The organism is Arthrobacter sp. D3-16, assembly GCF_054408515.1.
Map to the genome: position 1 here is coordinate 2,956,588 of NZ_CP096437.1, position 21,625 is coordinate 2,978,212.

At 64.8% G+C, this 21,625-nt stretch carries 17 protein-coding genes; 10 read left to right on the forward strand and 7 right to left on the reverse strand.

Annotation, left to right across the window (positions count from 1 at the left end; all coding sequences use genetic code 11):
* The first annotated feature begins 33 nt into the window (after positions 1-33).
* From M1D32_RS13970 to M1D32_RS13995, 6 genes are all read left to right on the forward strand, one after another.
* A complete protein-coding gene (locus tag M1D32_RS13970) occupies positions 34-1,131 on the forward strand; it encodes a substrate-binding domain-containing protein (protein ID WP_458779240.1) in 1,098 nt (365 codons plus the stop codon).
* 202 nt (positions 1,132-1,333) lie between these two features.
* A complete protein-coding gene (locus M1D32_RS13975) occupies positions 1,334-2,449 on the forward strand; it encodes a Gfo/Idh/MocA family protein (RefSeq protein WP_458779241.1) in 1,116 nt (371 codons plus the stop codon).
* Positions 2,450-2,601: 152 nt separating this feature from the next.
* Positions 2,602-3,573 carry a hypothetical protein gene (locus M1D32_RS13980; RefSeq protein ID WP_458779242.1) on the forward strand — a complete coding sequence of 324 codons (972 nt, stop codon included), beginning with the start codon at positions 2,602-2,604 and terminating at the stop codon, positions 3,571-3,573.
* Positions 3,574-3,661: 88 nt separating this feature from the next.
* On the forward strand, positions 3,662-5,254 hold the full coding sequence (locus M1D32_RS13985) for a hypothetical protein (RefSeq protein ID WP_458779243.1): 1,593 nt from the start codon (positions 3,662-3,664) through the stop codon (positions 5,252-5,254).
* 295 nt (positions 5,255-5,549) lie between these two features.
* Positions 5,550-6,770: a serine/threonine-protein kinase gene (locus M1D32_RS13990; protein ID WP_458779244.1), complete on the forward strand. Its 1,221-nt coding sequence runs from the start codon at positions 5,550-5,552 to the stop codon at positions 6,768-6,770.
* Positions 6,767-7,288, forward strand: coding sequence for a hypothetical protein (locus M1D32_RS13995; protein WP_458779245.1), 522 nt, complete (start codon positions 6,767-6,769; stop codon positions 7,286-7,288). Before M1D32_RS13990 ends, M1D32_RS13995 begins: the two co-directional genes overlap by 4 nt.
* A 148-nt stretch (positions 7,289-7,436) precedes the next feature.
* Here the strand turns inward: M1D32_RS13995 and M1D32_RS14000 are convergent, their stop codons facing one another.
* Entirely contained in the window at positions 7,437-9,656 is a 2,220-nt protein-coding gene (locus M1D32_RS14000) for an NADP-dependent isocitrate dehydrogenase (protein ID WP_458779246.1), read from the reverse strand.
* A 330-nt stretch (positions 9,657-9,986) separates the two neighbouring features.
* Here M1D32_RS14000 and M1D32_RS14005 point away from each other — a divergent pair, with 330 nt between their 5' ends.
* Positions 9,987-10,949 carry a trypsin-like serine peptidase gene (locus M1D32_RS14005; RefSeq protein ID WP_458779247.1) on the forward strand — a complete coding sequence of 321 codons (963 nt, stop codon included), beginning with the start codon at positions 9,987-9,989 and terminating at the stop codon, positions 10,947-10,949.
* Positions 10,950-11,352: 403 nt separating this feature from the next.
* Here the strand turns inward: M1D32_RS14005 and purH are convergent, their stop codons facing one another.
* Positions 11,353-13,050, reverse strand: coding sequence for a bifunctional phosphoribosylaminoimidazolecarboxamide formyltransferase/IMP cyclohydrolase (gene purH / locus M1D32_RS14010; protein WP_458779248.1), 1,698 nt, complete (start codon positions 13,048-13,050; stop codon positions 11,353-11,355).
* Positions 13,051-13,191: 141 nt separating this feature from the next.
* Between purH and M1D32_RS14015 the strand changes: the two genes are divergently transcribed.
* Positions 13,192-14,544, forward strand: coding sequence for an MFS transporter (locus tag M1D32_RS14015; protein WP_458779249.1), 1,353 nt, complete (start codon positions 13,192-13,194; stop codon positions 14,542-14,544).
* 74 nt (positions 14,545-14,618) lie between these two features.
* On the opposite strand, the gene M1D32_RS14020 is transcribed toward M1D32_RS14015, so the two are convergent.
* Positions 14,619-15,191, reverse strand: a complete 573-nt coding sequence (locus M1D32_RS14020; protein ID WP_458779250.1) for a hypothetical protein — start codon at positions 15,189-15,191, stop codon at positions 14,619-14,621.
* Positions 15,192-15,707: 516 nt separating this feature from the next.
* On the reverse strand, positions 15,708-16,286 hold the full coding sequence (purN, locus tag M1D32_RS14025) for a phosphoribosylglycinamide formyltransferase (RefSeq protein ID WP_458779251.1): 579 nt from the start codon (positions 16,284-16,286) through the stop codon (positions 15,708-15,710).
* Positions 16,287-16,325: 39 nt separating this feature from the next.
* On the opposite strand from purN, the gene M1D32_RS14030 reads away from it, so the two are divergent.
* Positions 16,326-16,757 carry a hypothetical protein gene (locus M1D32_RS14030; protein WP_458779252.1) on the forward strand — a complete coding sequence of 144 codons (432 nt, stop codon included), beginning with the start codon at positions 16,326-16,328 and terminating at the stop codon, positions 16,755-16,757.
* Between the two features lie 40 nt (positions 16,758-16,797).
* Here M1D32_RS14030 and M1D32_RS14035 read toward each other — a convergent pair whose 3' ends face one another.
* Positions 16,798-18,111: a cell division protein PerM gene (locus M1D32_RS14035; protein WP_458779253.1), complete on the reverse strand. Its 1,314-nt coding sequence runs from the start codon at positions 18,109-18,111 to the stop codon at positions 16,798-16,800.
* A 151-nt stretch (positions 18,112-18,262) separates the two neighbouring features.
* Here M1D32_RS14035 and M1D32_RS14040 point away from each other — a divergent pair, with 151 nt between their 5' ends.
* Positions 18,263-18,724: a DUF4383 domain-containing protein gene (locus M1D32_RS14040; protein ID WP_458779254.1), complete on the forward strand. Its 462-nt coding sequence runs from the start codon at positions 18,263-18,265 to the stop codon at positions 18,722-18,724.
* Positions 18,725-19,013: 289 nt separating this feature from the next.
* On the opposite strand, the gene M1D32_RS14045 is transcribed toward M1D32_RS14040, so the two are convergent.
* Positions 19,014-19,907, reverse strand: coding sequence for a PRC and DUF2382 domain-containing protein (locus tag M1D32_RS14045; protein WP_458779255.1), 894 nt, complete (start codon positions 19,905-19,907; stop codon positions 19,014-19,016).
* 231 nt (positions 19,908-20,138) lie between these two features.
* Complete coding sequence (locus tag M1D32_RS14050; RefSeq protein ID WP_458779256.1) at positions 20,139-21,590, reverse strand: arabinose isomerase; 1,452 nt, start codon at positions 21,588-21,590, stop codon at positions 20,139-20,141.
* Between the last annotated feature and the right edge of the window lie 35 nt (positions 21,591-21,625).

The following is a 21,625-nucleotide window of genomic DNA, read 5'->3' on the forward strand; positions in this document are numbered from 1 at the left end:
GCGTTACACCACCACAAAGAAAGAGAACCAACAATGCGAATGATTGGTAAAGCAGGAAAGGCCGCAGCGGTCGCTGCCATCGCAGCACTGGCGCTGACGGGCTGCGGTCGCTCGGAGCCCAGCACGGGCGGCGGAACCGAAGGCGCAGGAGGGTTCGAACAGAACTCCTCCATCGGCGTCGCACTCCCCCAGAAGACCAGTGAGAACTGGGTCCTGGCGGAGAAGCTGTTCAATGACGGCCTCAACGGCGCCGGGTTCAAGGCTGATGTCCAGTTCGCCAACGGCGGCGTGTCAGAGCAGCAGAACCAGATCAGCGCCATGGTCACCAAGGGTGCCAAGGTCATCATCGTGGGCGCCATCGACGGCTCGCAGCTGGGCACCCAGCTCAAGCAGGCCAAGGACTCCGGCGCCACCGTTATCGCCTACGACCGCCTGCTGCTGAACACCGAGAACGTGGACTACTACGTGGCCTACGACAACTTCAAGGTGGGCGAGCTCCAGGGCCAGGCACTGCTCGATGGCCTCAAGGCCAATAAGCCGGAGGGCCCGTACAACGTCGAATTGTTCGCCGGTTCGCCCGACGATGCCAACGCCAAGGTCTTCTTCGACGGCGCCATGAGCGTCCTGCAGCCGAAGATCGACGACGGCACGCTGAAGGTGGTGTCCGGACAGACCAGCTTTGAGCAGGCTGTGACCCAGGGCTGGAAGGCTGAAAACGCTCAGCGGCGCGCTGACACGCTGCTGACCGGCAGCTACACCAACGAACCCCTGGACGGAGTCCTCTCACCGAACGACACCCTTGCCCGCGCAGTCCTGACCTCCGTCAAGGCCGCCGGCAAGCCGACGCCGGTTATCACCGGCCAGGACTCCGAGGTTGAGTCGGTCAAATCCATCATGGCGGGCGAGCAGTACTCCACCATCAACAAGGACACCCGCAAGCTCGTTGAGCACGCCATCACCATGGTGAAGGACCTCCAGGCCGGCAAGGAACTGGAAATCAACGACAAGGACTCCTATAACAACGGCGTAAAGACCGTTCCGGCCTACCTGCTGGAGCCGGTCATCGTCACCGCTGCAAACGTGAAGACGGCCTACGCCGGCGATCCGGTACTCGAACCGATCACCAAGTAAGTCATCAGATCACCGAAAAGCCCGGTCCCCTCGTTTGGGAGGCCGGGCTTTTCCGTGTCCTGTCCCGGAAGTCCCCCGTCCATTCCCTGCACAGCCGCTTCCCAACGCTCCATCACGTGATGCGCGCTTTCCACGGACCCTCCATCACTTCCTGCAGGTAATATCCGAAGCACCCGCCTACTGCAGTGAGAGGATGGGCACCATGAGCGCCCCAATCGCCAAGCCATGGTTGTCCAGCCAGCCCGATCAGGATCCCCGTTCCGCCACCGGAGCCCCCCTTCGTTGGGGAGTCATCGCCACCGGCGGAATTGCCCGCTCGGTGTCACAGGACCTGGCGCTGCTGGCCGATGCAGAACTCTATGCGGTCAGCTCCCGGGCGCAAGACACAGCAGATGCCTTTGCCGTGGCGTACGACTTTGCAAAGGCCTACGGGGACGACGGCGGCGCCCGCGGCTACGAGCGGCTGCTCGCCGATGATGCAGTGGACGTGGTGTACGTGGCAACGCCCCACGCGCAGCACCATGAAATCGTGCTGGCGGCGCTCAACGCCGGCAAACACGTCCTGTGCGAGAAGGCGTTCACGGTCAACGCGAGGGAAGCCGCGGAGCTCATTGACGTTGCCCGGTCCCGGAAGCTCTTCCTGATGGAGGCGGTCTGGAGCCGGTTCCTGCCGGGCATGCAGCGGGCTTTCGAAATCGCCGCCTCCGGCGAAATCGGGGATATCCACTGGGTGACGGCAGACCTTGGCTTCCCCGCCCCGTACTCACCCACCGCCAGGCTCTGGGCCAGGAAAGACGGCGGCGGCGCACTGCTCGATCTTTCGGTTTACCCCCTGCTCTGGGCGCTGGGAACCCTTGGTTTTCCCCAAACCGTCAGTGCCACAGGACACGTGAATGACGACGGCGTGGACGCCCAGAATGCAATGACCCTCGGCTACAACCACGGAGCGCAGGTGCAGCTCACGTCGTCGCTGCTCGCGCATGGGCCGCGCACGGCCACCGTCGCCGGCAGCAAAGGTTTCCTGCAGAGCATTGGATCCATCAACAACCCCCGGGAACTGGTTGTCGGAATTGGCTGGGACGAACGCCGGGTCGAATCCTTCGACGCAGTGGGCCGCGGCTACACCTACGAGCTCCGCGAAGTGATGCGCTGCATCCAGCAGGGCCTCACGGAGAGCCCCGTGATGCCACTGGAGGACACGTTGAACACCATGCGCCTCTTCGATGGAGTGCGGGCGCAGCTGGGGGTCAGCTACCCGAACGATGAGCGGCACAATGACAAGGGTGACACTGCTGTCAAGAGCGGCAGAATGCAGTAAATGCCATGACAGGCTTCGCGGGACCCGCCACGGCATAGAAGAAAAGCAGCATCGTTAAGTCGAATTGTTTAGGGAATTTTCTGGACTTCCGGAAACATTTGGTCTTACCCTTTAGGCATCCGTCGATTGCAACGGTACTGGGGGTGGTACGCATGGCTAAGGCTCGTTCTCCGTGGCGTGCCCTGCGCCCTGTGCTCCTCGCCGGCGCGGCAACCCTTACCTGGCTGACGTTCTCCTCTCCTGCCGCTTCAGCAGACGTGCTTTCTGACACAACTTCCCTGGTGGGCGACGTTACAAGTTCGGTCTCTTCGGTGACCGACAAGCTTGCCGGCTCCGCAGGCGCGGCCACTGCTGCACCTCCTGCTGCGGCACCGTCTACTGGCCTGCTTCAGCCAGTAGTGGGCCAGCTTTCCGGGCTTGCGGACAACATCGTCGCGGCTGTTCCGGTTGTGAACCAGGTGGTTCCCGCCGGTACCGTCACTGCTGTCTCGGCTCCCGTCGCGGGAGTTGCTGACGGAGCCACTGCTGCCGTTGTTGACGTCGTCGTTCCACCCGTTGCCGAGGCCGTTCCGGTTCTTGAACCCGTTCTGCAGCCCGTCTCGGACCTGGTGACAGGCACCGCACCCCTGCCGGTGGAGGTTCCTGAACTGCCCGTCGCTCCGGTTGACGCAGATTCCTCCGAGCGTGCGGTGGTCCCGACAGACGACCATGCTGCTGACGGAGATCCGGACGCGACGTCCGTAAGCCGGACCCCTGCGGACGTGCCCATTGCTGACGCTGTGGGAGGACCGGGTTTCGCCGCCTCCCCTGCCGGCCGGGTTGCCCCTGCGGGTACTTCTTCCATTCTTTGGGCTTCACTTGCGGCATTTGGCACTGAGGCAGCCTCTGGCCTTGCGGGAGAGCAGCAGGACTCGGCGGACCCTTCGCCGGTCCCCGCCCAGGCTCCTGCCGCCCCCGGTTCGGGCACGGGAAGTGGGACTTCCATGTCCGGCTCATCCGGCTCGGCGGCATGGCTGAGCCCCTTCACCTTTGATCTTCCTGTTGCCGGTGCTGTCCGCGCCGGTGAGACCTCTGAGCACATCCCTGCACCGGTGTCGTTCGACCCCGGTTCGTCTCCTGACTAGTTGAGACCCCGCCTGCCCACTTCCGGCAGAACGCGGCATTACGGGTTGCTGACAGGCACCTTTACCTCAACTTTCAGGAGACATCATCATGAGTTCCAACCTTCGCAGGGGGATGCTCGGCACCCTCTTTGCCGGCGGGCTTCTAGCCTTCGGCTGCACCGCGGCGAACGCCGCGGATACCACCAGCGGATCGGATCTTTCCGCTTCTGCCTTCATCTCGGCGGCGGCGTCCGCTGACACGGCGTCGTTGGGCCTGCTGGGTGACCCAACGCCGTCGGAGTCAACAGGCGTCGCCGCCGTAGTCGACCTCGACCTTGGTCTCGGTAATGCTGTCGGCGGCGCGGCTGCGTCCACCGCGACCGATCTCGCAGTCGCAGCAGACGTAGCCGTCGGCCTCGGAAACGCGTCCGGCCAAAGCAGCAGCCCCGACCTCACCGCGGCCGCCGTCGTCGATCTCGGCCTCGGTCTTGGCAACGCGGTTACCGACGCTACTGCACCGACCACGACCGATCTCGCAGTTGCAGCAGACGTTGCAGTCGACCTCGGCACGGTCGCAGGAACCGAGGGTTCCACCGATGGATTGACCGCCGGCGGACCTGATGCCGCCGTAGACGCCGTCGTGGACATCAACCTCGGCAGCACCAACGGAACCGACGGCACCACCACCGGCGGAACCGACACCCTCGCAGACGCCCTCGTCGACATCAACCTCGGCAGCACCAACGGAACCGACGGCACCACCACCGGCGGAACCGACACCGTCGCAGACGCCCTCGTGGACATCAACCTCGGCCGCACCAACGGAACCGACGGCACCACCACCGGCGGAACCGACACCCTCGCAGACGCCCTCGTCGACATCAACCTCGGCAGCACCAACGGAACCAACGGCACCACCACCGGCGGAACCGACACCCTCGTAGACGCCCTCGTCGACATCAACCTCGGCGGCACCAACGGAACCGACGGCACCACCACCGGCGGAACCGACACCCTCGTAGACGCCCTCGTCGACGTCAACCTCGGCGGCACCAACGGAACCACCACCGGCGGAACCGGCACCCTCGTAGACGCCCTCGTCGACGTCAACCTCGGCGGCACCAACGGAACCGACGGCACCACCACCGGCGGACTGGATGCCGCAGTGGATGCTGTGGTTGGCATTGGTGCTGGCAGTACCGGTAACACGGGTGGACTGGCCGCAGTCGTTGACCTGGGGCTGGACCTTGGCCTGGGGCTGGGCAGTGACGGCAATGGCACGGAGAACCCGGGAGCGGGCACTCCGGGCACGGAGAACCCCGGTACCGAGACCCCGGGTGACGGCAACACGGGAGGCACGGGCACCGTTGACCCCGGGACTAACGCCCCGGGCACGAACACACCCGGCACCGACAATGGCACCGATACCGCCAACGGCACCGGCACCACCGGCTCAAACAACGCCTCTGACGCCGGCACGGCGGGCACTGCCGCCTTCTCAGCAGCACCGGCCGGCTCCACCGCAGTTGGCGGCGCCATCGCCGTTGATACCACCACTAGCAGCACCCCCGCCCGAGGTGGCGCTGCCGACGGTGCCAACGCCTTGGCCAATACGGGCGTGGACGTCTCCCTGGTCCCGCTGGCCCTGCTTCTTCTGGTGGCAGGAATCCTCCTGATGCTCCGCAAGCGCAGGGTTTCCTAAGACAACGGACGTTTGCTGACCGTGCCTGCACCATGCGCCTGAAGCGGCGGCAGCAAGCAGGCGGAGCGGAAGGAGGACCCCGCACAACCTAAGAATCAACCAGATACATCAACGCAAACATGTCATCAGCACACATGTCCTTGTGGCCGGTGGTCCGGCGGCGAAAAAGTTACAAAGTTCGCCGCCGGGCCGTCGGCGCGTCATCGAACCGAGGCCGGGGCCAATCGTCCGTTTACTCCACCGCCCGTATAATTTGTTGTACGACAGTGCCGCAGCGCACCGGGAGGAACGGGTTATGGTGGCGGAATCGCCTAGCTCCATCAAGAATGAAGTGGTCGGCGGACGTTATCGGTTGGGTGAAGTTATTGGCCGCGGTGGTATGTCGTCCGTTTACTGTGCCCGGGATGAAAATCTGGGCCGCGACGTTGCCCTGAAGCTCTTCGCCCCGCAGGCACCGGACGCGGACGAATTGAAGCGGCAGGAAGCAGAAATCCAGCTTCTTGCCACCCTGAACCATCCGGGATTGGTGACGCTGTTCGACGCCGGGATCGACACCCGGGTGCCTGATGAGCCGAGGCCTTTCCTCACCATGGAGCTCGTGGACGGCCAGGACTTGCGTACCAGGATCCGGCACAGCTGTGTCCCGCTGGAGGAACTGGCAGTCATCGGTGCCGGCATCGCTGATGCGCTGGCATATGTCCACGGTCTCGGGATCATCCACCGCGACATCAAGCCCGCCAACATCCTGCTGGTACAGATCCGCCCCGGGGAGCCGTTGCGCCCGAAGCTCACCGACTTCGGCATTGCCCGCATTGCGGACTCCACACGGCTGACCGCCACGGGAACAATGGTGGGCACTGCCGCTTACCTCAGCCCTGAGCAGGCCCTGGGCCAGCCCCTCTCCCCCGCGTCGGACATCTACTCCTTCGGCCTTGTGCTGCTCGAATGCATCAAGGGCACGATTGAATATCCGGGCGGCGCTGTTGAATCTGCCGTGGCCCGCCTCCACCGTGCGCCGGAAATTCCTGAGGACCTGCCGTCCGAATGGGCGGACCTCATTCGCTCCATGACAGCCATCGAACCGCTGGAGCGCCCCGCCGCCGCCGATATCGAAACCGTGCTCAGGCAGGCACTGGTTTCGCCCGCCTCAACCCCGGGAGAACTCGCACCGGAGACCACCAGGGTCCTTCCCGCGATGCCCTTCCACCCGCCTTCCATCACTGCCGAGGAATCGGTGGATGAACTGCGTGAGGCGGCAGGACCAGTCGGCGAGGCTTCTCCGGCACCTGCGCAGGGGATAAAGGGTAAACAGCCCAGGAAGGAGCACCCCACGGGGAGCGGGCGCAGGCGCTTGTGGCTTGCAGTGCTTCTTGCGGTGGTGCTGATATCGGCCGCCGTAGCGGCCGTGCTGGCGAGCCTGTCCACCCAGTCCACGCCCGACGTCGTGCCCTATCCCACGGTGACCGGAGTCCTCGGGGACCATCTTGAGGAACTCCAGAAGAGCGTGGAGCCTTGACGTTGGCCCTGGCGAACAACCCGGATGGCAGGCAGAAGCGGTTCGTGATGTGGACGGCTGCCGTGCTTGTGAGCGGGCTGCTGGCTGGCTGTGCTCAGAGCGACACTGGCCTGCAGCCCGCCGCCGCACGCCAGCTCCAGGCGCGGGTCCTGGAAGTGAGCGAGGCTTCCTCCCGGAATGATCCCGCCACAGCCATGACGGCTCTCGAAGGTCTTGAGGCGGAGCTGGCTGCGGCACAAAGCAGGGGCCAGATTTCAGAGGAGCGGCGGCAGACCGTCACCACCATCGCAGCGGCCGTTCGCGCCGACCTTGAACAAGCTCTTACGGCGGCCGCGAAGGCAGCAGAAGAAGCGAAAATCGCAGCAGACCAGGCGGCGGCCGAGACGCCGGCACCTTCCACCGGGACGCCGGCGCCTGCTCCGGAACCGGCTCCCCTTCCCGCTCCGGCCCCCGCACCCGAAACGGGAAATGATGACGACAAGAAGGACAACGAGGGGAAGGGCAAAGGCAAAGACTGAACGCTGAGCCTTAAACGCACGACGACGCCGCTTGGGTATCGAGCGACGCCAACGTTCCAGCCCCAACAGCAAGGAGGCGGCGCCCCGGGGATGAACCCGGGGCGCCGCCTCCTTGCGATGTGTGTCCGGCTGCTGCCGCAGCCCTCCCCTAGCTCAGGGTTGCGAGGACCTTGTTCAGCGTGGCGGACGGGCGCATTACGGCGGAAGCCTTGGCGTCGTCCGGGTGGTAGTAGCCTCCGATGTCCACCGGCGAGCCCTGGACCTCAGCCAGCTCCCCAACAATCGTCTCCTCCTTGGAGGAGAGCTCCCCGGCGATGGAACTGAACGAAGCGGCCAGCTCGGCGTCGTCCGTCTGCTTGGCCAGTTCCTCTGCCCAGTAGCGGGCCAGGAAGTAGTGGCTGCCACGGTTGTCCAGCTCACCGGCACGGCGGCTGGGAGACTTGTTTTCCAGCAGGAAGGTGCCGGTGGCCCGGTCCAGGGTATCCGCGAGGACCTGCGCGCGGGCGTTGCCCGTGGTGGTTGCCAGGTGCTCGAAGCTGACGGCCAGGGCCAGGAACTCACCCAGGCTGTCCCAGCGCAGGTGGTTTTCCTTGAGCAGCTGCTGGACGTGCTTCGGGGCGGATCCGCCGGCGCCGGTCTCGAACAGCCCGCCGCCGTTCATCAGCGGAACAACGGAGAGCATCTTGGCGCTGGTGCCCAGCTCCAGGATGGGGAAGAGGTCCGTGAGGTAGTCGCGGAGGACGTTGCCGGAAACGGAGATGGTGTCCTCACCCTTGCGGATGCGCTCCAGCGTGAAGGCGATGGCCTTCACCGGGGACATGATCCGGATGTCCAGGCCCTCGGTGTCATGGTCCTTCAGGTACTCGTTGACCTTGGCAATGAGGTTGGCGTCGTGGGCGCGTTCCTCGTCCAGCCAGAACACGGCCGGGGTCTGGGATGCCCGGGCACGGGTGACGGCCAGCTTGACCCAGTCGCGGATGGGCAGGTCCTTGGTCTGGCAGGCGCGCCAGATGTCGCCTTCGGAGACCTGGTGTTCGATCAGGACATTGCCCGAGCCGTCCACGATCTGAACGGTGCCGGCTTCCTGGAGTTCGAAAGTCTTGTCGTGGCTGCCGTATTCCTCGGCGGCCTGCGCCATCAGGCCCACATTGGGCACGGTTCCCATCGTGGTGGGATCGTAGGCGCCGTTCGCGCGGCAGTCATCGATGACCACCTGGTAGATGCCGGCGTAGGAGCTGTCCGGCAGCACAGCCAGGGTGTCTGCTTCCTTGCCGTCCGGGCCCCACATGTGGCCGGAGCTGCGGATCATGGCGGGCATGGACGCGTCCACGATGACGTCGCTGGGAACGTTCAGGGTGGTGATGCCCTTGTCCGAGTCGACCATGGCAAGCGCGGGGCCTTCTTCGAGGCCCTTCTTGATGAGGTTCTGCACGCCTTCACGCACGTCCTCCGGCAGGTCTTCGAGGCTGCTCAGGATGGCGGCGAGGCCGTTGTTGGGGCTGATGCCGGCGGCGGCCAGCTGCTTGCCGTAGGTCTCGAACAGCTCTGAGAAGTAGGCCTTGACCACGTGGCCGAAGATGATGGGGTCCGAGACCTTCATCATGGTGGCCTTGAGGTGTGCGGAGAACAGCACGCCCTCTTCCTTGGCGCGGGCAACCTGTGCCTTCAGGAATTCGTCCAGAGCGGCGGCGCGCATCACGGTGCCGTCGATGACCTCGCCGGCCAGGACGGGGAAGGCCTTCTTCAGGACCTTCACGGAGCCGTCCTCGCGGACCAGCTGGATGGCGATGGTGCCCTCGGACTCGATGACAACTGACTTCTCGTTGGAGCGGAAATCGTTCTGGCCCATGGTGGCCACGTTGGTTTTGGAGTCGGCGGTCCAGGCGCCCATGGAGTGCGGGTTCTGGCGCGCGTAGTTCTTGACGGACAGGGGCGCACGGCGGTCCGAGTTGCCCTCGCGCAGGACCGGGTTCACGGCAGAGCCCTTGATCTTGTCGTAGCGGGAGCGGACGGCCGTTTCCTCGTCCGAGGAGGGGTTGTCGGGGTAGTCCGGCAGCGCGTAGCCTTGGCCCTGCAGCTCCGCGATGGCGGCCTTCAGCTGCGGGATCGAGGCGCTGATGTTGGGCAGCTTGATGATGTTGGCTTCCGGCGTCTTCGCCAGTTCACCCAGTTCAGCAAGGGCGTCACCGATCTGCTGCTCGGGGGTCAGGTAGTCACCGAAAACGGCGATGATGCGGCCGGCGAGCGAAATGTCGCGGGTCTCCACCTCCACACCTGCTGTCGAGGCGAACGCCTCGATGATCGGCAGGAACGAATAGGTAGCCAGCATCGGCGCTTCGTCGGTGTGGGTGTAGATAATCTTGGACATGCGCGGGCGTCTCCCTGTGGGTCGGCTTGGTTGTGAAAATTCGGTCTATTTCACCATGTACAACTTACCCGAGGACACCGGTTTGAACCCTACTGAAGCATCAGGGTTACCCTGCCGGCGGGCAGGATTACAGCGATGGAGAACGGCCGACGGCGTCAGGCGCGTAAGCGCCGGTCCATGGTGCGCTCCCGCAGTCCCTGGTTCACATTTGACGCCAGAAAGTGCCACAAGACACATCACTACTATCTACACTGTTGTCAGGCGGAGACAATCCGCCCCGTCCCTCCTGGCCCTTCCCGGGGCCCTTTCCCCCGCTAAGACAGGACACCAATGACTCGCAACAGGCCCTTTGTTTCCGGCTTGCTGAGCCTTTCGGCAGCAGCCGCCCTCATGCTCGGCGGCGCCGCCGGAGCCGCCGCTGCACCCACGAATTCCGACGAAAAGAAGAACCCCTCCGTCGTCAGCGCGGTCGTGGACAGCACCGGCGTGGCCGATTACTGGACCGCTGACCGGATGCGGCAAGCGGTTTCGGGCGAGGTCCTGGGCGAAAAGGCCCGCGAGCGCGGCACCCGCTCGAGTGTCGACACAGTGAAAAAGGGAAAAAGCACCAAGGTCAAGGCAACGAGCGCCAGGGCCGGGAACCTGACGGCGGTCAGCCACATCGGCAAAGTCTTCTTCACCATAGGCACCACCAACTTCGTCTGCTCCGGCAACGCGGTCACCTCGAACAACAAAAGCACCGTAGCCACTGCTGGTCACTGCGTCATCAACGGACCTGGGCAGGAAGCCACCAAGTTCACGTTTGTCCCGGCCTATGACAACGGTGCGGCACCCTACGGCAAATGGGCGGCCAGGGCCCTGTACACACCCATCGGGTGGAGTTCCAAAGGCGACATGACCTTCGACACCGGTTTCGCTGTGATGGAGCAGGACATCCATGGCCGCTTCCTGACCGACGTGGTTGGTGGATCCGGCTTAGCGTTCAACGAGGGCTACGGGCTGGAGTACACGTCCTATGGTTATCCCGCTTCGAGCCCGTTCAACGGCGAGACCCTCAGGAGCTGCACCGGCACGGCCAGCCGTGACTCCACCAACCCCGGCTTCGGCACCCAAGGCATCCCGTGTGACATGAACGGCGGCTCATCCGGCGGCCCGTGGTTCATCGGCTCCGGCTCGGAAGGCCTTCAGAACTCGGTGAACAGCTACGGGTACAACCAGGGCTCCAAGGTCCTCTACGGGCCCTACTGGGGTCCGGAAATTCAGGCGACGTACCAGCTCGCCCAAGCTTCGTAACCCATCCAGAAACAACGACGGCGCCTGTCCCCTCCGCGGGGGACAGGCGCCGTCGTTCGTTTACTGGGCCCACGCCGGCGGGGTTCCCTGGCTGTGGAGCCGCTCGGGCGAGGGCCCGGCCCGAGCTTGCGAGGGCAGGGAGCCGGTGCGGACGCAGCGAGGTTAGGGAGCCGGTTGGGCCCACGCCGGCGGGGTTCCCTGGCCGTGGAGCCGCTCCGGCGAGGGCCCGGCCCGAGCTTGCGAGGGCAGGGAGCCGGTGCGGACGCAGCGAGGTTAGGGAGCCGGTTGGGCCCACGCCGGCAGGGTTCCCTGGCCGTGGAGCCGCTCCGGCGAGGGCCCCGGCCCGAGCTTGCGAGGGCGGGGAGCCGGTGCGGACGCAGCGAGGTTAGGGAGCCGGTGGGGACTAGTGGAAAAAGTGCCGCGCGCCGGTGAAGTACATGGTGACGCCGGCAGCATTCGCTGCAGCGATGACTTCCTCATCCCGTACGGAACCGCCGGGCTGGACGACGGCGCGGACGCCGGCGTCGACCAGGATCTGCAGGCCATCCGCGAACGGGAAGAAGGCGTCGGAGGCTGCGACGGCGCCGCGGGCGCGCTGGGGTGCCCCGCTCGCGTCGGTGTTTGAGGCACCGCCGGGGGCATCGCCCCCACTAGCACTGCCGGACTCCACCTTCACGCCCAGGGTGTTCGCCCGCTCCACGGCCAGGCGGCAGGAATCCAGGCGGTTGACCTGTCCCATGCCGATGCCGACGGCGGCTCCGTCCTGGGCAAGGAGGATGGCATTGGACTTGGCTGCGCGGCAGGCGGTCCAAGCGAACGCCAGGTCGGCGAGGGTCTTTTCGTCAGCGGCTTCGCCGGCAGCAAGGGTCCAGTTGGCGGGGTTGTCGCCGTCGGCATCTACCTTGTCGCTGACCTGCACGAGGACGCCGCCGGATACCTGGCGGATCTCCGACGGGTAGCGGCCATAGCCCTCGGGCAGGGCGAGCAGTCGGATGTTCTTCTTCTTGGACAGAATCTCAACAGCCTCAGGTTCGAAGCCCGGGGCGATGACAACCTCGGTAAAGATGTCCTTGACGGTGTTTGCCATGCCGGCGGTCACGGTGCGGTTAGCTGCGATGACGCCGCCAAACGCGGAGACGGGATCGCATGCGTGGGCCTTGGCATGTGCGTCGGCGATGGGATCAGCGGCATCCGCGGAGCCTACGGCTACGCCACAGGGGTTGGCGTGCTTGATGATGGCCACGGCAGGTTCGCTGAAGTCGTAGGCGGCGCGAAGGGCGGCGTCGGCGTCCACGAAGTTGTTGTAGCTCATGGCCTTGCCGTGCAGCTGGTCAGCCTGCGCGATGCCGGCCGGAGCGGCCTTGTCCACGTAGAGGGCTGCCTGCTGGTGCGGGTTCTCGCCGTAGCGGAGCACCTCGGAGCGTTCCAGCGAGAGGCCTGCGTAGGCGGGCCAGTCGATGACGCCGTCGCCGTCTTCATCCAGGAACTGGCTTGCGGTCCACGTGGCTACGGCGTTGTCGTAGGACGCCGTGTGGGCGAAGGCCTTGGCGGCCAGCCGGCGCCGGGTGTTCAGGTCAAAGCCGCCCTCAGCGGCCGCGGCGATCACCTGGCCGTAGAAAGAGGGATCCACCACGATGGCGACGGCGGCATGGTTCTTCGCGGCGGAGCGCACCATGGCGGGGCCGCCGATATCGATCTGTTCAACGACGTCATCCTGGGCAGCGCCGGACTTGACGGTTTCCACGAACGGGTAGAGGTTCACCACCACGAGGTCGAAAGGTTCAATCTCCATTTTGGTGAGAGTTTCCATGTGTGCCGGCACGCGGCGGTCGGCAAGGATGCCGCCGTGGACGCGCGGGTGCAGCGTCTTGACGCGGCCGTCCAGCATTTCCGGCGAGCCGGTGACCTCCTCGACTTCCTGGACGGGGATGCCGGCCGCGGCGATCTTCTTGGCCGTGGACCCGGTGGATACCAGCTTCACTCCAGCTGCATGCAGGCCCTTGGCGAGCTCCTCCAGACCGGTCTTGTCGTACACCGAGATCAGGGCCCGGCGGATGGGAACACGGTCAATGGTTACGCGCTCATGCTGCGTGAAGCTCACAAATGTCTCCGTCTTATGTCGCGGAACAGTGCCGCGGTTGGTGGGGATAGGGCCAGTTTATCGCGAAGTGAAGTCAGCCCCCGGTGCAGGCGGAAGTGTGAAGGTCAGCGGGCCCGGATAGAGTTCTTTCAGGAGGCTGCGATGAATACTTACACCACTGTGCCGAGCGGCGAGCAGGTGGTCCAGGAACTGCCCTGGCGATGGAAAGTCCAGGGCAGGATCTTTGTGATCGGCGGCCTTGGTTTTATGTTTGATGCCTGGGATGTGACGCTGAACGGCATCCTCATTCCGCTGCTTTCCACGCACTGGGCGTTGACCCCCGGCGAGGTGGCGTGGGTCGGCACGTCCAACCTCATTGGGATGGCCCTCGGTGCTTTTATCTGGGGCACCATTGCGGACACCATCGGACGCAAGAAGGCGTTTACGGCCACGCTGCTGATTTTCTCCCTTTTCACCGTGCTGGGGGCCTTCTCCCCCGACTTCATCTGGTTCTGTGTGTTCCGGTTTATGGCCGGCTTCGGCCTGGGCGGCTGCATCCCGGTGGACTACGCCCTGGTGGGTGAGTTCACTCCCCGTAAGCAGCGCGGCAAGGTCCTCACCGCGATGGATGGCTGGTGGCCGGTGGGGGCGGCCCTGGCAGGCTTTGTGTCCGCCGGTCTCGTGGCCCTTTACGGGGACTGGCGGCTGACCATGCTGGTGATGGTCCTGCCCGCCCTGTTGGTGTTCTGGGTCCGACGCAGCGTCCCGGAGTCCCCCCTGTTCCTGATCCGCAAGGGCAGGCGGGAAGAAGCGGCCAAGGTGATCGATGGCCTGGTGGCAGCAACGGGAGCGGAAGCCCGCGCCTACAGCCTGCCCGACGCCAAGGAAGTGCCGCGCCTGTCCGCCGGCAGCGCCTGGCACCAGCTGCGCCTGGTGTGGCAGTTCAACTGGAAGATCACGGCCGCGGCCTGGTCCCTGTTCTTCTCGATCCTGCTGGTCTATTACCTGTCCCTGACCTGGATGCCGCGGATCCTTATTGGTGCCGGCTTTGCGGAGTACAAGGCGTTCGTCACCACCGCGTCCATGGCCGCCGTCGGGCTGTTGGGCGTTGTTGTGGCCGCCCTTCTGGTGGAGCGGGTGGGCCGTAAATGGATCCTTGCCATCACCGGACCATTGTCAGCGCTGACCCTGGTGATCGTGGCGATCGTGGTGGACATCCCCACGGCGGCCGTTTTCTGGCTCCTGGTGTTCGGGTTCGTGGTGCAGGTGGCCATCCCGGTGCTGTACGCCTACGTGTCGGAGCTGTACCCCACCGAGTTGCGCGGTACCGGCTTCGGGTGGGCCTCCACGTTCTCCCGCCTCGGGGCAGGCTTCGGGCCGCTGATCTTCGCGAACTACTTCTGGCCGGAGCTTGGCCTCGCCACGTCCTTCGCCCTGGCCGGCGGACTGGTGCTGATCGCCGTGCTGTGGATGGCGTTCTTCTCCCCCGAAACCAAGCAGCGCCGCCTCGAGTAGCCTGCCCGGTCCTCCCCCCCAACTGGCTCGCATTTAACGTCCTCATTTTCGCTTTTCGCGACGTTTAGTGCTGGTCAGTTTCGCAACCAGCCCCTGCTCAAGAGGACTGAACGGACCTTGGCCACGGCCGGCTTGGCGCGATCTTCCATATGTCGCTTGGATATCCTGACCAGCAGCCAACCGGCATGGGCGAAGTCCTCTTCACGTGCAATGTCGCGAACGATCTGGGCTGCGTCGGAGTGTCCCTCGCCATCGTATTCCACTGCCACTTTCTGTTCCGGATAGCTCATGTCAGGGTGCCGTACGACGCCGGCCACCAGCTCCGTGGGCGCGTTCAGCAAAGGTTCTGGCAGGCCCGCGTCCTCCAGCGCAAGCCGAAGCCTCGTTTCCGGAGCCGAGTCCGCTCCCACCCGCGCCAGATCAAGGGCGAGCCGCGCCTTCCGAATGCCCGGCGTCCCCTTATGGCGGTCCAGCATGTCCGCGAGGTCCTCCCGCGTTGCATAGGGTTCGGATCTGGCTTCGAAGCCAGGACGCGGAATACGCAGCAGGTGATCCGCCACGACGGTCAGCTCCTCGATGCTCATCTTGCGGGAGCAGTCCAGCCACGTCCTCACACGCGACGTGATCAGCGCGCCGTTCAAGTCCACGATCTCATCCGCGAAAAATTGGCCGACGTGCCCAACGACTCCACGTCGCCGTGCTACCGCCATCGTGTCAGGCCGTGAGATGTGAATAAGCCCTTTGTCCCTACCCGTGAGAAACCCGGGAAATTCCCAGAGGGCAAAAGCGGTGGCATGAGAGGCTGCGGAGAAGGGGGTCACGACTGTAATTGGACGAATGTGGGCTAAATCTCCAGAGCCAACGTCTGCAGAAGGCGTGCGCACACCATGCGACGGAATGCTCAGCCCGCGGTACCTCAAACGCCCTACACTGATGCCCGCCTCTGCCGCTTCATATACGGTGAACGGCACTTCGGCCAGACCGCTAGGCAACGGGCTCGGATTTCTCATCCCTCATGGTTGCAAAATCCGGACTCCTACCCAGGGTTATCCACAGGATTGATTCCTCGGACAAATCTGACTGGCAGTTGACGTTGTGAAAAGCGCGAATGAGGACGTTAATTGCGAGCTAGTTGGGTGGGGAAGACGTCCGGTGGGAACTGGTCAGGCGTGCGTCGGGTGGGTGGCGGCGAGAGTGGCCAGGGTGGACACCAGAAGCCGGCGCTCCACCACCTTGATGCGCTCGTGCAGCGTTTCCTCGGTGTCGGACTCCTCGATGGCTACGGCTTCCTGGGCGATGATGGGCCCGGTGTCCACGCCGGCGTCGGCCCAGTGCACCGTGCAGCCTGTCACTTTCACGCCGTACGCCATGGCGTCCCGCACGCCGTGGGCGCCCGGGAAGGCCGGGAGCAGCGCAGGATGGGTGTTGAGGTATTTGCCGTTGAACGCGTCAATGAATTCCGGGCTGACGATCCGCATGAAGCCGGAGGAAACCACTATGTCCGGCTCGAACGCCGCTACGGCCTGGGTCAGCGCGGCATTCCATTCAGCCCGGTCCGGGTAGGCCTTGAAGTCGACCACAAAAGTGGGGATGCCCGCTGCGGCTGACCGTTCCACCCCGAAAGTGCCCGGCCTGTCCGCCCCCACTGCGGCGATTTCGACATCGAGGCCCCCTGCCTTAACGGCGTCTATAACTGCCTGGAGGTTGGACCCGGTGCCGGAAACGAGGACTACGATGCGCATGGCACTAGCTTATGGGCAGGCTCGCGTAGGCTGGAAAACATGAACAGCACACCGGAACCGGCCGGGCGGCAGCGCACAAAACAGCCGCTCAGCGAGGCAGCAAAGGTCTCGCTCGCCAAGACTTACACCCTGTTCCGGATCTTCGTGGTGGCGGTGCTGGGCGCCTTTTTCGTCTACCAGCTGAACGTCAGCTACCTCTGGCTCACCGCAATCCTGACGGCCGCCAGCATTGCCCTCGGAGTGGTGCTGCTGGTCCGGGCGGCGCGCCTGAAGGAGTCCCGCCTTGTCCTTATCGGCACCATTTCGGGGCTGGTGGTGTCCGCGATCATGGTGCTGCTGATCCTGGTCACAGCCCTGTTCCTCGACGAGGTGCGCGAGTACCAGGCATGCGTCGGCCGCGCGCTGACGGACCAGGCGCAGTCGGCTTGCCGGGTGCAGCTGGAGGGGTCCCTGCCCTCGCAGCTCCCCTGAGGGCAGGCCCTGCCGTTCAGACGGCGACAGCTCCCAAAAACTACCGGACCAGTTCGGCGTCCGCTTCCTGTGCGGCATGCTCCCGTTCGAGCCAAGGTCCCGCCGCGTACCCCATCACGACGCCGGCACCCACTTCCGCCGCCACCCACACTCCCGTCCAGAATGGGTCAGGACCAATGTCCGTGAGACGCCCGATCCCGGCCGAACCACGTGCCAGCCAGGCCAGGCCGGCAGTCAGCAGCCCGGCCGCCAGCCCGCACAGGACCCCGAGCACCAGAGTTGAAACCGTGGCTGTGAACCAGCGCGCACGGACCTTGATGGCAAGCCACTCGTCGAAATGGTTTTCACCTTCCCGGAGGAACCACCACCCAGCCAGGACCCCCGCCAGCACCGGCACCATGAGCGCCACGAAGGCGTAATCCAGGGATCCGGACGGGACGGCAGCCAGCACCGGAATGGAAGGCAGCGGCCCAACAGCAGTGCCCAGCGGGCCCGCCTGGGAACCCAGGCCCATGGCGAAGCCGGAGCCGGATGTCCACGCCAACGCAAAGACGACAAGGTTGGGCAGGAACCCCAGTTGCGCGACGGTGAGGGCGGCGCCTCCCACCGCCCCGGCGTCGAGCGCTTCATAAACCGCAATCACCAGGTTCCAGTGGATGAACAGGTCTGCGGCCAGCAGCAACGCGGACAACGCCAGTGCTGACAGGACCGCCACAAACCCCGCCTTCGCGGCGGAGGCGAGGTAGGACCCGGCCCAGCGCGAATGCTGGCTGGTGCGCGAAATCCAATCCACGGCGTCGACGCCGATCAGCCGGCTCCAGGATCCTGCCTCACGGCGGGCCCCAATCACCATGCCGAGGGCGTAGGGAATGAGCGGGATGAACATCGCATGCCAGGGATTGATGCCGACGTCGGGCGTGCGGCAGATGAAGCCTGTTGCCGCTCCGAAGGCGGAATACACCAGCCACGAACCGAGGAGCGCCTGCCACAACTGGTCCGTATAGGAGGCCCGGGCCAGCCGGCGGCCAGCGCGCCAGGCGAGCAGGAACGGGATCAAGGTCAAGCCCAGCGGAATGAGCGTGAGCAGTCCCGGCCCGGAAGTGGCGGCCGCGTCCGAACCCGCGGCAATAAGTTCCAGGGGAACGCCGTGGACCAGCAGCCAGGACTGCCCCGCGAGGCGTGCGAGAAAATCGACGGCGCCGTCCTGGAACCCGGCGGTAGCCCAGACGGCAATGATCGGGGCAAGCACCACCAGCGCAGAGATGACGGCTGCCTGGGCCGTTTCGAGGGCACCCTGCAGCCATAAGGGCATGGGAAGGCCACGGTCTCCGGTCTGATCAGCGCGCAGTTTCATCGTTTTCCATGGTGTCACGGCGGCGCCTCCCGGCCCGGGACCGACAGGCGCCAAACCCTGAGCCGTAACCTCCAGGGGGCCCTGCACAAGCGCTTTTCAGCTGCAACCGCCGTAAAATTTAACCGTCCACAATTAGTGGTTGGAGGCAAGAATGACTACCGCATCCCACCATGCGCACGGCGTTCATTTTGGACGGGCAGACGTCCAGAACGTGGGCATGGGACTGGGGATTGTGTTAATGCTGGTGGGAGTCCTGGGCTTCATCCCGGGGGTCACCACCCAATACAGCGAACTGATGCTCCTCGGACCGGCCTCGCATGCCATGTTCCTGGGGCTGTTCCAGGTGTCCATGCTGCTCAACATTGTGCAGCTGGCCATCGGTGCAACCGGCTGGGCAATGTCCCGGACAGAACATGGAGCACGGAACTTCCTCCTGGGAGCGGGCGCGCTGTACATCGTCCTGGCAATCTTCGGGCTCATTGTCGGAGTGGATTCAGCGGCGAATTTCCTGTCGCTGAACATGACGGACAACTGGGCGCACTTGGCACTGGGCATCGTGATGATTGTTGCTGGCTGGCTGTTCTCGCGGGATATGACCGCGGACAGGACATAACCCGGAATCCGTAACCCGGGAAAACAGGAGCCGCGAATGAGAGAAGAACCCTAAGTTCTGAAGATATTCGTCCTACTGGCTGGTGCAGTCACGCTTTCAGTGCGGCTGCACCAGCGTCTCCGCGGCCGGCTTGCACCAGCAGCAGGCTGGTCCGGCAACATCATTGAAAAAGTTCCGCATGCACAACGACGCCGGGAGCCCCCAAGTAGACTCCCGGCGTCGTTCGCTGTGCGGTTGCCTTAGCACCGGTCCGTTCAACGGCGCTTCAGCAGGACGCTAGCGGCAAGTGTCACCTGCGCTGGTCGCGGTCCACGCCGTGGCCATCAGCCTCAATGTGCTCCTTGCGGACTTCATCGTTGACCGTGACGTCTTCCTGGACGACGTCCTTGTCCAGGCGGACGCGCTCCACCGGTACGGCTTCCTTCTGCACCACGGGGCGTTCCTCGTGCAGGACCACCTCGTGTTCTTCCTCGCTGATGTCCGGACCATCAAGGGCAGCGCCGCGGTTGGCGTCCGTGATGGGCTCACGCTCCAGGCGGACCTCTTCACGCTGCACGGGTACCGTCTTGGTGACGTTTTCCGTGGTGACGTACTTGCGGAGCCTGGCCCGGCCCGCAGCTTCACGCTCGGTGCCCACGCGGAGCTGTTCCTCGGAGCGGGTCATGGCGTCATCGGTGGTGGGCCCGGAGGTATCGTGGCCCACGGTGTCGCGGTCCGAAGCGTAGCCTGCGGTGCCGGTGCCGGATGCGTAACCGGAGGTACCGGCGTTCGGGGTGCCGGCGTTCAGGTCGGCGTCGCCCTGCAGGTCCACATCGCCGCGGGTGTCATAGTCGCCGGTGTCCCCGCGGGTGTCGGAGTACGTCCGCGCGCCGCGGTCGTAGTAGGTGTACAGGCGGTCCTCTTCCTCAGGGGTGAGGTGCCCGTCGACGTCGACGCGCGGGGCGTCCTTGACGTGCTCCTTGGTGTACGGAACCACCAGGTCGTCGCCCTGGCTGTGGGCGCCTTCAACGGGGACAAAGGACTGGGACGTGCCAAACAGTCCCGTCTTCACGGTGACCCAAGTGGGCTCGCCCGTGTCGTCGTCCGCGTACAGCTGGCCGATCGAGCCAATCTTTTCGCCATCGGAACCGACGACGTTGCCGCCCTTGTTGAGCAGGCTTTCAATGTTTTCCCGGTTGAGCATGACGTCTCCTTGGATGTGTCGTTGCGCTGGGCTTAGCCAGCCCTGGATGTTCCGGCCCCGGTTGCCCCGGCTCCGGCCTCCGCCCCCTCTGCTGAAGGCTTTGCGCTGGCTGCCCCCATACCGTAAGCATGCTTAGCATCAAAAGGGAAGTCTACTTAGTACTTTTTCTTCGTACCGAAACGTCAAAACCCCCGCTGACGAGCCTGTTTGCCGGAAAAAAATTTAGGACTGTTACTGGAGCGACACGTGCCGGTGCTCGATGCCCAGAAGGGACGCGGCAGCCCTGAGATCGGCCGCCCGATGCCCCAGGCACAGGGCCCAGTGGTGGCCGGTTCCGGTCTGGCTCCACCGGTCAACCCACAGGCCCGGGTCGCCACCAAAATCCACGCGCGACGTGGTGTTGCCAATGGCCAGCAGCGGGCCCGGCACCACGGTCCCTTCCGACGTGACGAAGACGTAGCTGCCGTCGGGGTCCTGGCCGAGACCCAGAGTGGTGACCGGTCCGGGCTGGACGTCGAACTCCACTGAAACTCCCCAACCACGCTTGCCGTGATAGACGCCAAGGCCACGCAAAAGTGGATCCTTGGAAGAGACGGCCAGGTGGGCCGGGCCGTCATGCCCCATCTCCACCACGTTGTCGAAGAAGTTCAATGCCTGGATTTCGGTGAAGGAACCGCCGGCGCCGATGGCTTGGGCAGCCAGCATGGCGATGGAGGTCCGCAGCTCGTACTCCCCGGCCATGGGGATACCGCGCGCCGTCAGGATGGAGGACCCCAAAATCATGCCCGCGCCGAGCCGCTCGTGCTGTTCCCCTGCCAGCCCCCGGTGGTAGTAGGCCACGGAGTCCAGGTCGAAGTCCTCCACCAGCCGGTCCAGGCCTACGGAGACCCGGGCACCCCAGGCAAAGTCGTCGCCGTTGACAGAGTCATCCAGCACGAACAGCTCCCGCGCCAGGGCGAGCCGTTCGGACACCTCGGCGTCGGTCACGGCCTTCACACGCTCACGCAGGTCATCGAACTCAAGCACTTCGACGTGTGATCCGAAAGTAGTGGAGACTGTGGTGAGGTCGGTGGCGACGTCCAGCATGCCCGGATAGAGGTGGCCCATCAGGCCGTGGCGCGCGTTCCGAAGCCTGGCGCGGACGCCGGCGGCGTGGACCCACTGATTAATCCGTTCCCAGGCGGACTCCTGCTTCAAGTGCCCGGAGACGGACTGGAAGTCGATCCCTGCCCGGCGGAAGACGTTTGCCACCTCCGGCACTGGGCATTGGCCGCAGTAGGCGAGCCAGGCGCCCGTATCAAAGTTCCCGTGGTCCATCGCTTCGGTGGGCTGGAGGTCGATGATCAGCACGGGGCTTCCGGACCGCTGGGCCACGGGTAGGACCATTGAGGAGGTCAGGTAGGTGGCGAGGAAGATGACGATCAGGTCGCAGTCAGCCTGCCGGAGTTTCTCCCCCGCCGTAACGGCCTGGGTGGCATCTGAGATGAATCCTGCATCCACGACTTCCGCGTCCAGCTCCTTGAAGCGCGCCGTGACGTACCGGGCGGATTCCTGCAGCTGCGGCAAAAGCTGAGGGAACTGGGGCCAGTAGGCTCCGAGTCCTCCGGACACCAGCCCGATCCGTGTGGGCCGCCGCCGGTGGGGCTCCAGTAAGGCAGGAGCATTCCTCTTGATGGGCGGCATAGCAACCTTCCATTCCGCTGACTTCAGGCAGCGCG

Coding starts and splice junctions, on each gene's coding strand:
- M1D32_RS13990 (WP_458779244.1), top strand. CDS start 5,550: ATGGTGGCGGAATCGCCTAGCTCCATCAAGAATGAAGTGGTCGGCGGA.
- M1D32_RS13970 (WP_458779240.1), top strand. CDS start 34: ATGCGAATGATTGGTAAAGCAGGAAAGGCCGCAGCGGTCGCTGCCATC.
- M1D32_RS14005 (WP_458779247.1), top strand. CDS start 9,987: ATGACTCGCAACAGGCCCTTTGTTTCCGGCTTGCTGAGCCTTTCGGCA.
- purN (WP_458779251.1), bottom strand. CDS start 16,286: ATGCGCATCGTAGTCCTCGTTTCCGGCACCGGGTCCAACCTCCAGGCA.
- M1D32_RS13975 (WP_458779241.1), top strand. CDS start 1,334: ATGAGCGCCCCAATCGCCAAGCCATGGTTGTCCAGCCAGCCCGATCAG.
- M1D32_RS14015 (WP_458779249.1), top strand. CDS start 13,192: ATGAATACTTACACCACTGTGCCGAGCGGCGAGCAGGTGGTCCAGGAA.
- M1D32_RS14030 (WP_458779252.1), top strand. CDS start 16,326: ATGAACAGCACACCGGAACCGGCCGGGCGGCAGCGCACAAAACAGCCG.
- M1D32_RS13985 (WP_458779243.1), top strand. CDS start 3,662: ATGAGTTCCAACCTTCGCAGGGGGATGCTCGGCACCCTCTTTGCCGGC.
- M1D32_RS14045 (WP_458779255.1), bottom strand. CDS start 19,907: ATGCTCAACCGGGAAAACATTGAAAGCCTGCTCAACAAGGGCGGCAAC.
- M1D32_RS13980 (WP_458779242.1), top strand. CDS start 2,602: ATGGCTAAGGCTCGTTCTCCGTGGCGTGCCCTGCGCCCTGTGCTCCTC.
- M1D32_RS14000 (WP_458779246.1), bottom strand. CDS start 9,656: ATGTCCAAGATTATCTACACCCACACCGACGAAGCGCCGATGCTGGCT.
- M1D32_RS14040 (WP_458779254.1), top strand. CDS start 18,263: ATGACTACCGCATCCCACCATGCGCACGGCGTTCATTTTGGACGGGCA.
- M1D32_RS14050 (WP_458779256.1), bottom strand. CDS start 21,590: ATGCCGCCCATCAAGAGGAATGCTCCTGCCTTACTGGAGCCCCACCGG.
- M1D32_RS14035 (WP_458779253.1), bottom strand. CDS start 18,111: ATGAAACTGCGCGCTGATCAGACCGGAGACCGTGGCCTTCCCATGCCC.